Origin of the sequence: Haloferax sp. S2CR25, assembly GCF_031624535.1 — an archaeon.
Taxonomy (GTDB): Archaea; Halobacteriota; Halobacteria; order Halobacteriales; family Haloferacaceae; genus Haloferax; species Haloferax massiliensis.
In genome coordinates this window covers 71370-83489 of the sequence record NZ_JAMQOO010000003.1, presented here as the reverse complement: position 1 = coordinate 83489, position 12120 = coordinate 71370, and the positions used below count along the sequence as shown (strand labels likewise).

Genomic DNA, 12120 nt, shown 5'->3' with positions numbered 1-12120 from the left:
GATAGTCTTGTCAGCGGATACTCAACAACGTTGATGACTTTTTCTCCTTGGTAGTGACTCGCCACATTCAAAATTGGAGTCAAACAACTCAGCTATCGAGACGCTGGAGCGTCAGGGACCGTCTGTAGATATTGGTCAGGATTTTCGTGGAAGCAATCGCCAACGACTACGGCATCGGCACCAGCGTCAAGAATTTCCTCGGTCTGTTGCTGACTCTTGGTACCTCCACCGTAGAGAAAAATTGTGTCGTCAAGATATTTTGCCGCTGCTTTCACGTCTTCGGGCCCCATTCTTTTTGGAGTACTTGATGTAGAATATCGAAAATCGATAGAAAGATTCAGTTGCTAGTGCGGCACCTGCTATCTGATCAGGTGTGTATAGTGTCTCAACACCAGACTCATCGGCTGCTTTTGAGTCGGGATTTTGAACGACGTACCCCTCACCCAGTATCTTATCCGAGATTTTGGCAATAGCATCGCGACCTCTAGACGCAATCAGGGCACTTACAAGTGGAAGCCCAGCACCGAATACTTCTTCGGCTTACTCCCGACCTCTGTGAAGAAATCCACGTGTTTTGCAACGAAGTTGTCGCGGTCTCCGTTGTAGACTGCTGGTACGGAAAGTACGTCTACAGTATCTATTCATTATCTGCGACAAGGTCGAGGAGACAGAAGCAAAGATGAGGACGGTATTTCATGGACGCTTCTATGAAGCAAACAAGCTCAAAGAAACTTTCGCCGATATTGAGTTCAGAGATGTTGAAATCATTGACGAAGATGGCCCAACTATCCTTCACGCCGTAGAATAGACACACCTGCTCTGTATCAAGCGTAGCAGTGTCTAAACTCTCTTTGAGCAGGTCTGAGAGTAGCATAGGAAACTAGCTCTTCGACCTGTTTATCGGTTAACTAGACGGTGCCCAAACTTATATTACATCTCAATTCAACTACAATTCATGGCACCATTCCCACAATCGCCGACTGGACTTGACCTTGTAGTTTCAGTGGTATTTTGGTTACTTATCTTGGTTGTGATCGTTTATATTATCAAAATTCTAATTTCGAAGTACGTCTCTTAGGTCAGCCGTTATCAAATTCAGTTAGTAATTTAATTATAAAAATTAGGTCTGTTGAGATCCTATTCACGTCTTGCGATGTGCGGATGAGCGAGTTCCCAGCAGAATCTGTGGAAACCCGAGGAGAGAGACACTCCACCAATGTAAACACTTCTAGATTATCAACAGATCAGAAATTAAAATTCATCGACTAGATTTCCCACAACAATAACTTCATTATGTGACAACAACTATGGATATATGGTCAACATGAAAAAGGACCTTCCCCGCCGAGAGATGATACGAAAGATTGGCATTTCTGCTGTCTCTCTATCTGCTATTAGCGGTACTGCAGCTGCGGAAAAGAGTGATTCTCAAACTCAGAATGGTACTTCAACCCCAGCCCCGACTAAGGGTGGAGAGCCAGATGATGGTCACGAAGTCACTCCACAGTTGGTTACTAACTGGACCTCGGAATGGAGCCCCTACGAGGTCAACGAAAGCGATACGTCTATTCTGAAAAGTAGGTGGAACGTGATCTCCCCCACTATCGCATCGTACCACCGATTTGACGCACTGGTTGAAGCATCAATGGCAGAACGCCCTGAGATGGTCAGTTCGAATATCGGAGCTGGCGCTGTAAAGAAAAATTGGGTATATACCGAAGATACAGCTCTTGGAGTACCTGCGTATCACTTCAAGGCGAAGATGTTAGTCGCTCAGCCAACGGGATCGGAACTGTATCTTGACTCACGGGTTAAAACCGAGAGAACGGGACAGGTCGAAGCGAGAACCGGATGTTACTTCGACCCCGCAACGAATCTCGCTGAATCATGGTCTAGGGCATACCTGACTGTAGAATAGGCTTAGAGCACCACCTGGTTTTTTGTTGTGACATCTTTGCGTGGAAAGCGTGACTGTGGTTGAAGCCGGAAGCGTAATTCCGATGACGCAATTAGTCGGGGGAATTAAGACCGAGATAGTTGAGAAGCACGTGCGAGATGGCCATATCGGGCCGACCAAACGCTTTACACAACGTCGAGGGAGACGGAAGCTCCTAAACCTCGATACCTCTCCGAATCCGAGGCATCTCGATAAGCTCGTCACAACGGGTAGTCGTATTCTTCTGCACCTTGAAACAAAACAGGACGATGTGCTGGTGGAGTGTGTACCGCCGTTTTGAGAGCTTCGAAGAATAGCGGGCAACAGCTCGCCGAGCCAAGTGAAACACTTGCTCTACAAATAGGAGTAACCGCGACTTCGGGAGGACCTGTATCTGGTCAGACTATTGGGCGGCACCAGCCTGATGGGTATGGAATGGTGCTATCGATGACGGACCCGGTCAAGATGTTCGACCGAATTCGGAGTGCCCGATCTATCAACGTGGTGTGCCAGCTATTCGACCAGACAACGTTCTCGACATGATCCACAAACTCCTCCGTTATCGTTCAAGTAGAGGAGGATTTTGTACTGGTAGCGTCTATTCTCCCCACAATGAATAAAGGGCTTAGCGTGATGGTGAGTTCCACGTAACTTGGCGAGACACATAGCGGTTAGAGACATCTATGAGAGCGGCTTCGACGAAGACGTCCGCGAGGCACTCCGTCGTCTGATAGCCGAACAGGCACAGGTGAGCGTTCCAGAGCGAATCCTCGTTGGTATCCACCACGACGCCGAGATTGGGAGCCCCGACTATAAGCTAATTCAGTCCAATACTGCAATACCGCCTAGTTGCCCTGCTGAATATACTCTCTCTTAATTAGCTAATTCATTCCCAAATACCATGGAAATAAGCCACGCAACACTTCCATCCTCCGAGGTTGTGAGGTAGTCTACGATTTTAAATTCTGTATAGCGATATTAGATATATCCACTACCCACTGGTTTTCTCGCCCCGAGTGCTAAGTCTCGTTGTCTCACAGGGACAATGAGCCAATTAAAATTTGTATTTCGATGTTATATCTGTCCTAATTCCGAAACTCTTGGTCCTTAGAACGAGCCACTAACGAGCGACCCTTGTTGCTTAGTATCGAGAAATCATTCGACCGGTCAAGGATTCGAACTGTGACCAATCCCTGTAGGCTGTCGGTTTTTGCTATCTGACAGTCTGTGAGCGCCTTTTTCAGCTAGTCGAAGGTCATCCCGTAGCCCCACTCTTCGAGGCACTCTTCCGTTTCGTCGAGGTGTTGCAGTCCAACCTTCATGAGCGCTTCACGGAGGTCGGTGAGCGAGACGTTCTCTTCGAACCGGTCTTCGAACTCTCGGAGGGCATCTCGCTCCGCGACTTTCGTCTCTTTCTGCAAGAACAGCGGAACCCGGTCACGGCCGTCTTGGACGCCGTCGCGGCGGAATTTGTATGGAATCTGGATCTGTTGGCGAGACTGTTTTTCGTCTTCGTCCTCGGCTTGGTTCGAACCACCCTCATCGTCCTGCTCAGGTGCTGGTTCCTCAGCCTCGGGCGCTGTATCGGTCTTCGATTCGGTCGACGAATCGTCCGCGAACGGGTTTTCACCAGCTCCTTTCTTCATCCCAGTCATACCGTCATCACCTCGTGGTCGACGTCACCGGGTTCCGGTGGGTTCGGCGCTTCGATGCCGACCTGTTGTTCGAGATGTCTCGCGATGCGGTCGAACTGCGCGAGCGTCTCGATTTCGTAGTCGCGGCGGCGGTCGCGATGTTCGCGAACGTACTTGAACGCCGAACACTGTTCCATCCAACAGCCTTCCATGAGGGAGGCACGCTCGCTGATGATTTCCGGAATCGGATAGTCGATTTCAGTCAGCACCTGCCGTTGGTCACGCGTGTTTTTGAATCCGGTCGGCACGGCGGCGAGCACACCGACGTCGATTTCGAGTTGGTCTTCGAAGCCCGCGACGAGGGCTTCGAGCCCTTCGACTGCCGCCCGGCCTTTGGCGCTCGGCTCGACGGGGATGACAAGCGACCGCGTCGCGTGAATCGCGTTGTAGAGGTGTGGCCCTTCAGTCGCTGGCGGGTCACAGATCAAGACATCGTACTCCTCCGGGACGCCGGCCTCGCGAAGCACGCGAAGTAGCTGTGCGTGCATTCCGAACGCTTCGCCCATGGCCTCTGCCTGGTCTTTCTCTCGCTGGAGAAAGTCGGCTAAATCTGAGAGCATATTGTGTTCAGGAACGATATCGACACCCTCGACGGTTCGAATGAGGTCGTCGAAGTCGCCGTTGGGGCGTCGAATCATATGCCGGACGATGTTATCGACTGAATCCGTCCGCTGGTCGTCAACGCCGAAGAGACGCGAGAGGTCGCCGTCCTGCGGGTCGAGCGGAACGACGAGCGGTTTCAGCCCCGCCCGAGCGTGCGCGACCGCCAGATTCGCTGCGGTGGTCGTCTTCCCAACCCCGCCCGCCTCGCTGTAGGTCGAGTACGTGAGCATACTGTCTCATCAAGAACGTCCACCTTGAATCTTCTGTACATACCACCATTGTGTTCACTACGTGGGTTCATTCGTTGTATTCACTAATGAACATTCCCAATGAACGAACAGAATGAATATTTGTGATGAGCACACTCAATGGACAGTGTGGTGTGAAGGGACTACAGTCATCCATGGCCTCGGAGGTCGCGACGGGCAACTCCGATAAACTAATGAACAAAGTTAATGAACACAATTCATGAACGACGTCACTGAATAATACTCTGGCCAAACATCTTTGCTGTGGCATTGTGTGAGAACTACTGGAGACAGATTGTGTCACATGCGTCTCTCTAATCCCGTGTGACGAGTGATCCGACGATGCTTGGCCGATGCCCTGACTGTGGCGAAGAGATAGAGTCTCACCAGTTGCTTATCGAGTTTGAGGAGGTCGATGGGACGACTGGCGTGTTTGCAGAGTGCTATTCATGGATGATGTTGTCCGCCCAGAGTGACCCCTAGTTAGCTTTTGTATGACCGTGTGGAGAGCCCACACATAGCCAGCAGGAACGTTCATGTGGTATGTAGCACGTCGTTGAGCCACGCCCCGACTCTGTCATCCCGCACCATGCGCTCCTGTGTGGCCTGTAGCGGCGGCCAAGGCAATCTATAACGAATATTTATGCCGATAGATGCGAGAGAATGTGTCGCATGCAAGCCGCGAGACTACACGAGTACACCGACGACATGAGCGAAGGACTGTCGATCGACGAGGTCGACCGCCCGGCGGCGACGGGCGCGAGCGACGTGATAGTCGAGGTAGAGGGTGCCGGCTGGTGCCAGACTGACAACCACATCATCGAGGGGATGTGGGCAGAGTACGTCCCGCAGGAGCTCCCGTTGACGCTGGGTCACGAGAACGCGGGGACGGTAGTCGAGACGGGTGAGAACGTCGACATCGTCTCACCCGGTGACCCGGTGATTTGTCACCCGGTCCAGACCTGCGGCACGTGTCGTCCCTGTCGGCTCGGCGAGACGATGTACTGTGAGAACGACAAGTTCAATGGTCTCACGACGGACGGCGGCTTCGCTGAGTATCTCCACACGAGCGAGCGCTCCGTGATTCCCCTACCAGAGGGGGTCGAGCCGATCGACATCGCCCCCCACGCCGACGCCGGGATCACCGCCTACCACGCCGCGAAGAAGGCGGTCACGGAACTGAACCCCGGCGATCACGTGGTCGTCATCGGCGTCGGGGGACTCGGTCACATCGGCCTGCAGTGTCTCGAGGCGATGAGCGCGGCGAAGATCACCGCGGTCGATCTGAAGGAGTCGGCGCTGAACCTGGCGGGTGGCTACGGTGCCGACTACCTCGTGAATCCCTCCGAGGACGACGTGCCCACCGAGATCGAGGCGATCACGGACGGCAACGGTGCGGCGCAGGTCCTCGACTTCGTCGGTGAGGACGTGACGACGGCGTACGCACCCGACATCACCGCGGCCGGTGGCGACCACCACATCATCGGCTACGGCGGCCACATCCACGAACCGGCACAGGCGCTAGTCAACGGAGAGTTCTCCTTCGTCGGCAACATCGTCGGTCGGTACGCCGAGTTGCAAGAGCTGGTCGCGCTCGTCGAGCAGGGGGACGTCGACCTCCACACGAGTCGGTACAACCTCGATCAGGTCAATGAGGTCGCCGAAAAACTCGAGCACCGCGAGATCGACGGGCGTGCCGTGATCACGCCGTAGGCGAACTCTCTCGCCTGTTCAGTGTGGACGAGGATCGAACAGAACTAATCGACTCTTTCTCCGGCAGATGATCTGACAGCCGAGAGGCGGCTTCTCGCTCCATCACCACGAGGATGACGTTAAGGGAACGTTCGATCATCGATGGGACCGCCATCCATTGGACCACAATGCTCGTGACCACACTCATCCCGGCCCAGATGCACCGACTCCGTGATGATTCATCATATCCGAGTGATTGGCGTGATGTCCCCTCGATGGCTCTTGGCGAGATTGAAGCCAGGCAGCGTGCATTCTGGGAAGGCTGACCACCTGCTATGGTGTCAATTCACTGCCTGTCGTACGCTTCATCGAGATCATCGTGCTGTTAAACGACAATCGCTTTCGTCGGGTGACGTTCCCCCCAAAGTGCTAGACAACTCCTGACGTAAGAATGAACCCAAGTAAGAGTACGACGCTGACGAGAAGACCACCAACGAGTGGTGTATTCTCCATTGCTTTCTCGTGGAGGGCCATCTGTTCGTATTCTGAACGAAATTCTTCGAGATTCTCCTCGTCGTAGAAGTACTTCGTTTTCAGCACAAATCTCTCGGTGACTGCACAGCCCGTACAGACTGGGGTGCCTTCGAGACGTTCCGTTTTGATGTGCGAGCCACAGTTGATGCTCCCACAATTTGCGCAGTAAGTGTACGATTTCGCGTTTTCTTTCTCACAGTGGACGCAGCGATGAATTCCGTCTTCAATGGCTACTCGGGAGGGTCCTGCAGCGTAGTACGAGTACGGATAGGTGTACTGCTGGAGTTGCAGTGTCTGTCGAACCCGTGGGACGTAGAGCGGTGAGATGGCTTGAACAGAGATATCCGATTGCTTCGGCTCACACTTCTTCTCGTAGGTGACATTGTTGCCTCCTGTGTAGGTGACAGTCGTCGTGTGATGTCGCTGGAGACGAGAGACTGCCCACTCTTTGTAGTCGGTTTCTGTCTGCCCGTAGCGAGTGACGTCGACGTCGTCGAACATCGTGCTGAAGCGGTCGGAATCGAGTTCGACTGCTTGCTGGCCGTTGTTCGCGATGAGGTCTGCGAGACGGCTGTCTGCGATGCTGGGTTCTCCTCGTGTTGCATGGATGACGAAGCGGTTTGATTCGTTGATGCGGTGGATGACACCGACTGAGGTTTCGAAGACAGCGTCTGTTCGTGCACTAATCGTGAGATAGGGCTGGAAGTCAACGAGCTTGTGTGGTTCCGGGAGTGTGTCTGCGTCGAGATTTTGGATGTCACGGGCTGCTTCACGTACTGGTGCATCAACGCCGCTTGCTGGATCGAACGGTCGGAGTGTTTCGTTACAGAGAATCTCGATGCGGCCGTTATAGAGGTCCAAGCCGACTTCGTCGGCGATGTCTCTCAGGTCGGTACCGTCGATGAGCTCAATTGGATATGGATCGCCGTTCTGTCTAAGGCGAGTCGCGTACTCCTCGGCGGGTGCAGAAAATTGTCCTGTCGTGACGACGATACCACGCTTTGGGCCATCGTAGTCGTACGTCGCGATGGCTGAGTGGAGCTTCTGGACGACAGGTCGTCCGACAGAGCCTGTGTGTTTGCACTCGACGACAACTCCACGGCGTGTCCCGTCGACGACTTCCTCCATGAGGATATCTCGTCCTTCGTCGGCGGTTTTGCGTGCCTGATGGACGTTTTCATACCCGAGATTCCGAAAAACGTCCTCCATCAGGTCTTCAAATTCGAATCCGGAGAAATCGTCTAAGAGTGGCATGACAATTTTACTTGACAACCAGACGTACTGTAGCTATTAATGAGTTGTCTCTTTGTCACCGGATGCTGTAACGCCCGTCAATGTGAAAGCGGTGAGCCGTCTACTCCCCCCTCGACAGAGTTCAAGCCGACTCCCCCGTGGCTTTCTGAGACACACTCCATAACTTGTCTCAGTCCGTCGGAATTCTTCTTCGACGATACACCATGGATTTAGACATGGAACCGAGTGATGGACGTTCAGAGGTGTTTTCTGCCCTCAAAGAGGCAGTCTGTTCTGACTCGGATATCGAATTCGTGGTCGCATTCGGCTCACAGATTACGGGTGAGGCGACGGCGACGTCTGATCTCGACATCGCAGTCAAGTTTGCGGACAGCCTTTCCGGCCGCGACCGATTTGAGAAGCAGTGTTTCCTGTCGGGTGATCTTCAGTGGGAGGATGCGCCATTCGTTGATGTCTCGGATATTGAGACGCTTTCGCTAGATGTTGCACACGACGCAGTCAGCGGTTCGTTCGTCTGCGGTGATGAGCAGGCATTCGAACAGTTCAAGACTGAGATTGAAGCACAGTTCGCCGAACAGCGCGACGACCTTCGCCGTCAGCAACGTGCGGTAATTGACCGCATTGCGGAGGAGGGACTGCGTGGCTGACGAGCGAGCTGTCTCAATCAAGCTTGAACAAATCGAACAGTATTATGGCGAACTGAAAGACGAACAGGAGACGCTGTCTCGTCAAGAGTTCTTGCAAAGTACGACGGAGCAGCGTGCTGTTGAGCGAATGTTCGAAAACGCGTTCAAGCATGCTCTGACCTTGCTCAGCATGTTGCCACACGCGATTTCGGACATACTGGTAGTTCTTCTAAGGGGCAGTTCGTGTCTTGTGTCGAGAAGGCATCATCGACGATAAGACAATGGCCACCCTGGTCGCTGCGATTGGGTTTAGAAATGTCCTCGCACACGAATATGGGCATGTTGATGCGGGAGAAGTCTACGAGTCGCTTCAAACAGGACTCGGTGTGTACGCGACGTATAGTCAGCAGATTGCTCAGTGGGTCCAAAGCCATTCGTGAGATGAGGAATTACTTATCCGGATAACCTCGCTTAGGTGGAAAAGTGAGGGTGTGAGTTTTGACGAACAATCCGAGGCTATTCTACAGGCAAAGGGGGTATCTTTCAGGCCGGTGATCTTGCTTCGACTGTGGGTAATTCTCGGAAGCACCAGCAGTTGTTGGTGAATCATGGGTTGAATTAGAGGTGTCATAGAACTCTGCTCATACTGTGGTGATCGTACTTCCTGGTCTCCTCGTTTGTAGTTGGTAATAGCGACGACAAGGCGAAGGCCAAGTACGAAGCAAGATGGTTGGGCAAGACCACGGCGTTTGACAAGAACCCAGCTTCGACCCGTCTACGGTCCTGCTGGAAGCGGAAGTCAAGATGGAGCAGGGATGGGCTTCGACGCGATTTCAACCCGTCTACGGTCCGGCTGGAAGACCGACGTCGTCAGCCGAGGTCTGACCCGACGAGTTGCTTCAACCCGTCTACGGTCCGGCTGGAAGCTTACAAACAATACAATGGTGCGGATTATTAAAATAGCTTCAACCCGTCTACGGTCCGGCTGGAAGGCTGCATCATCGTCGAGGCCATTACGTTCGTCAATGCTTCAACCCGTCTACGGTCCGGCTGGAAGGGTCGCCCACTTCCTCCCACGTCTCGGATGTCGTTGCTTCAACCCGTCTACGGTCCGGCTGGAAGCGGAGATATAACCGTGAGCACGTTGGATGTGACGGCTTCAACCCGTCTACGGTCCGGCTGGAAGGTCGCCGCCGAAGACCTCATCAACACCCACACGCCGCTTCAACCCGTCTACGGTCCGGCTGGAAGGAAGCGCGTCGTTGGGGTCGTGGCCGCGGCGTTCGAGGCTTCAACCCGTCTACGGTCCGGCTGGAAGACAGCGCCCGCCCCAGACATGCCGACGCTCCCGGACGCTTCAACCCGTCTACGGTCCGGCTGGAAGCGTGGTCCGCTGAGAGCATCGTCTATCGCAGCCACGGCTTCAACCCGTCTACGGTCCGGCTGGAAGACGAGGTCGGCCATTCGGGCATCCCGATGATGTCGCTTCAACCCGTCTACGGTCCGGCTGGAAGATGGAACGTCGTCGGCTACGAGACGGATACGATAAGCTTCAACCCGTCTACGGTCCGGCTGGAAGCGCCATTGGAACCTGCCTCCGAGTTCCAAGAGTGGGCTTCAACCCGTCTACGGTCCGGCTGGAAGCAACCAGATTACTAACAACGCGGTATGCCGACGCTGCTTCAACCCGTCTACGGTCCGGCTGGAAGCATCCGCAACATGGGCCGTTTCGTGCCGGGTGAGACGCTTCAACCCGTCTACGGTCCGGCTGGAAGGATGCGACTGCGGACCACAGTCTTAGGCGGTGCTCGCTTCAACCCGTCTACGGTCCGGCTGGAAGGTTTCGAGGTTGACGAACCACGGTTCCCCGTCTGAGCTTCAACCCGTCTACGGTCCGGCTGGAAGCGAGCGGCTCGCCGTGATCGACCACGCCGGGCGCGAGCTTCAACCCGTCTACGGTCCGGCTGGAAGCGCTTCCAGCGCCGCCCACGTGTGGTCGTCCCGGCGGCTTCAACCCGTCTACGGTCCGGCTGGAAGACGGCCAGTGAGATACTCGGCAAAGTCGCGTTTGACCTCGCTTCAACCCGTCTACGGTCCGGCTGGAAGCCGGACTCCTCGAAGAGCGTCATTCCTCGACCACCTCGCTTCAACCCGTCTACGGTCCGGCTGGAAGTATGCCCGATCTATGGGCGTGAGCGGCTCTTCTTTGGGGATTCACTCAAGTGTTTCTGTCGACCCCCAATTCTGGGTCAACCCCCGGGGGGTCGACAGAAGTGGTTAGGTGAAGCGGCTTCCGGGGTCTTCGGTGTCGCCGTACGTGGTGAGATCGACGGCCCCGACGCGTTCGGCTTCGAAAACGATGATCGAATCGTCGGGTTCGAGGAGATCTTCGATGTCGTTTTTGATCTCGACGAGAAGCCCGGGCGTGATGTCACCGTAGAAGACCGAGTATTGAACGTGTTCGAGGCGGCGGCGGAGCATTTTCTTGTAGCGCTCAGTCCGTCCCGCGGGAACGTCGTAGACGATGAGGACGAACATTACCACCAGCGCTCCGTTGCGTGGTATGGTTCTCCGGTGAGGATGTGTTTTTTGAGGCTATAGACGTCCGTCTGGACGAGTGTCTTGTAGCTCACGTTCCGGTTGAGGCGCGGGTGATTGACGGTTCGGTCAAGCGTGCGTTCGTATTCTTCGAGAACGGTTTGTCGGCCGTGCTCCGTGAGGAGGCAGCCATCGAGTTCGTCTTCGAAATCGTCGAAGGAGAGCTGTTGTCGGTTGACGAGTCGGAACATCACGCGGTCGGCCAGGATGGGTTTAAAAATATCCGCGATGTCGAGGGAGAGCGTGTATCGGCGTTCGCCCGGTTCGTGCATATAGCCGACGCTCGGATCGAGTGCGGTTTTCCGAATCGCAGAAACGCAGGTCGTGTACGTCATCGCGTTGAGGAAGGAGAGCAACGCGTTCGCTTCGTTGGACGGAGGGTTGTATTCTCGTTTCGTGAGGTCGAAGGGATCACGGAGGATCTCGTCGAAGCCGCGATAGTAGCGTTTACGCGCGGTGGCTTCGACCCCCCGGAGTTCTTCGATGTCCGCAGTCGTTTCCGCGCGTTCTTTGAGTGCTTGGAGCTCTTCGAGTAGGTCCGTGAATTCGTGGTCTCGCTGGTCGTAGTAGCGGATGTTGACGCGCATGTTGTGAATGCTCGCAGCGATAATTCGCTGTGCGATCTGTAGGCGACGCTCCGTGTCATCGTATGCGCGAACTTGCTCGACAACGGTGTTCCCGGAGACGTGGGTACGTTTCGGGAGATACGAACCACGATAGTAATCCTTCCAGCCGAAGACGTGGACTGGAATGCCGTGCTCGTTGAGGAGACCGAGCGCGCGTGTGTTGAACGTGATTTGCCCGTGTAAGTAGAGCGCGTCGATGCTCTCGACCTGGAGGTGTCTCGTTCGTCCGTCGAGTGTGTCGATTCGGAGCGTGCTTTCGTTACGTCGGAGGTCGCCGTCGGCGAAGACGTGGTGATTAGGTTTGACCAT

10 protein-coding genes, 3 pseudogenes and 1 CRISPR repeat array are annotated in these 12120 nt (G+C 54.5%); of the genes and pseudogenes, 6 read left to right on the top strand and 7 right to left on the bottom strand.

Features of this window, described 5'->3' with window-relative positions:
* Nucleotides 1-92: 92 nt before the first annotated feature.
* Nucleotides 93-641 (bottom strand): annotated as a pseudogene (locus NDI65_RS22215) (geranylgeranylglyceryl/heptaprenylglyceryl phosphate synthase); the annotation flags it as partial.
* Between the two features lie 674 nt (nucleotides 642-1315).
* Here NDI65_RS22215 and NDI65_RS08860 point away from each other — a divergent pair.
* Entirely contained in the window at nucleotides 1316-1918 is a 603-nt protein-coding gene (locus NDI65_RS08860; protein WP_310893601.1) for a hypothetical protein, read from the top strand.
* A gap of 121 nt (nucleotides 1919-2039) precedes the next feature.
* On the opposite strand, the pseudogene NDI65_RS08855 reads toward NDI65_RS08860, so the two are convergent.
* Nucleotides 2040-2330: pseudogene (locus NDI65_RS08855) on the bottom strand (IS5/IS1182 family transposase); the annotation flags it as partial.
* A 258-nt stretch (nucleotides 2331-2588) separates the two neighbouring features.
* Here NDI65_RS08855 and NDI65_RS08850 point away from each other — a divergent pair.
* Nucleotides 2589-2813: a hypothetical protein gene (locus NDI65_RS08850; protein ID WP_139043140.1), complete on the top strand. Its 225-nt coding sequence runs from the start codon at nucleotides 2589-2591 to the stop codon at nucleotides 2811-2813.
* 367 nt (nucleotides 2814-3180) lie between these two features.
* On the opposite strand, the gene NDI65_RS08845 is transcribed toward NDI65_RS08850, so the two are convergent.
* Together NDI65_RS08845 and NDI65_RS08840 are read right to left on the bottom strand one after the other, a co-directional pair.
* A complete protein-coding gene (locus NDI65_RS08845) occupies nucleotides 3181-3591 on the bottom strand; it encodes a hypothetical protein (RefSeq protein WP_089780689.1) in 411 nt (136 codons plus the stop codon).
* Nucleotides 3588-4463 carry a ParA family protein gene (locus NDI65_RS08840; protein ID WP_089780688.1) on the bottom strand — a complete coding sequence of 292 codons (876 nt, stop codon included), beginning with the start codon at nucleotides 4461-4463 and terminating at the stop codon, nucleotides 3588-3590. The genes NDI65_RS08845 and NDI65_RS08840 overlap by 4 nt, the downstream gene beginning before the upstream one ends.
* Before the next feature lie 690 nt (nucleotides 4464-5153).
* Here NDI65_RS08840 and NDI65_RS08835 point away from each other — a divergent pair.
* Nucleotides 5154-6194 carry an NAD(P)-dependent alcohol dehydrogenase gene (locus NDI65_RS08835; protein ID WP_042665289.1) on the top strand — a complete coding sequence of 347 codons (1041 nt, stop codon included), beginning with the start codon at nucleotides 5154-5156 and terminating at the stop codon, nucleotides 6192-6194.
* An 85-nt stretch (nucleotides 6195-6279) separates the two neighbouring features.
* Nucleotides 6280-6499: pseudogene (locus NDI65_RS22210) on the top strand (hypothetical protein); the annotation flags it as partial.
* Nucleotides 6500-6602: 103 nt separating this feature from the next.
* Here the strand turns inward: NDI65_RS22210 and NDI65_RS08830 are convergent.
* A complete protein-coding gene (locus NDI65_RS08830; RefSeq protein ID WP_089780686.1) occupies nucleotides 6603-7961 on the bottom strand; it encodes a restriction endonuclease in 1359 nt (452 codons plus the stop codon).
* A gap of 215 nt (nucleotides 7962-8176) precedes the next feature.
* Here NDI65_RS08830 and NDI65_RS08825 point away from each other — a divergent pair, with 215 nt between their 5' ends.
* A complete protein-coding gene (locus tag NDI65_RS08825; protein ID WP_187367385.1) occupies nucleotides 8177-8608 on the top strand; it encodes a nucleotidyltransferase domain-containing protein in 432 nt (143 codons plus the stop codon).
* Nucleotides 8609-8868: 260 nt separating this feature from the next.
* A complete protein-coding gene (locus NDI65_RS22205; protein ID WP_345784709.1) occupies nucleotides 8869-9027 on the top strand; it encodes a HepT-like ribonuclease domain-containing protein in 159 nt (52 codons plus the stop codon).
* 323 nt (nucleotides 9028-9350) lie between these two features.
* Nucleotides 9351-10760: a CRISPR direct-repeat array (repeat unit 30 nt; unit sequence GCTTCAACCCGTCTACGGTCCGGCTGGAAG).
* A 104-nt stretch (nucleotides 10761-10864) separates the two neighbouring features.
* On the opposite strand, the gene cas2 is transcribed toward NDI65_RS22205, so the two are convergent.
* Together cas2 and cas1b are read right to left on the bottom strand one after the other, a co-directional pair.
* Entirely contained in the window at nucleotides 10865-11125 is a 261-nt protein-coding gene (gene cas2, locus NDI65_RS08820) for a CRISPR-associated endonuclease Cas2 (protein WP_042661967.1), read from the bottom strand.
* A complete protein-coding gene (gene cas1b / locus NDI65_RS08815) occupies nucleotides 11125-12120 on the bottom strand; it encodes a type I-B CRISPR-associated endonuclease Cas1b (RefSeq protein ID WP_310893600.1) in 996 nt (331 codons plus the stop codon). Before cas1b ends, cas2 begins: the two co-directional genes overlap by 1 nt.